This is a genomic window from Paraburkholderia sp. LEh10 (genome assembly GCF_017814945.1).
Lineage (GTDB): Bacteria > Pseudomonadota > Gammaproteobacteria > Burkholderiales > Burkholderiaceae > Paraburkholderia.
Genome location: NZ_JAGIPX010000253.1, coordinates 1 through 443 on the forward strand (window position 1 = coordinate 1; position 443 = coordinate 443).

At 60.0% G+C, this 443-nt stretch carries 1 protein-coding gene; it reads right to left on the bottom strand.

Annotated features, from left to right (window positions below):
- A partial coding sequence (locus J8I87_RS44225) for a nitrogen fixation protein NifZ (protein WP_090873261.1) occupies window positions 1–316 on the bottom strand: 316 nt, incomplete at its 3' end.
- Between the last annotated feature and the right edge of the window lie 127 nt (window positions 317–443).

Here is a 443-nt window from a genome sequence, read left to right on the forward strand (position 1 = left end):
CCGTGGCCCGCTCGCCCAGACACGCGAGCACGTCATCGGGAAGATAATCGAGCGTGCACAGTTCCTTCGCGCGCATGCCGACCTTGCGATCTGTTTCAACGAAGTGAACCGCATAGATGTAAAACCGCTGCAGGAACATGTCGATCCGGGTGACATAGCCTGCGTCGCCCTTGTTCACGAGAAGCTCGCCCATATTCTTGCCGGTGTAGGTGCCATCGTTGCGAATTACCGAGCGCGCGATCACACGCTCGCCAATGCTGAACGATGGCGCACACGCGACCTCGATGGCGTCCTCGTTTTGGAAGTCACCCATCATTTGCTCCCGCGAAAGGCCAAGGTGTGCACTTCACGATGCTGGTGGCGGCAACAAGGGGCGCCCGTGTCCGATCGCACCCACTTCAATGCGCCTGACACCGGGTTCCCCTTCGCTGGCGGCAACACCA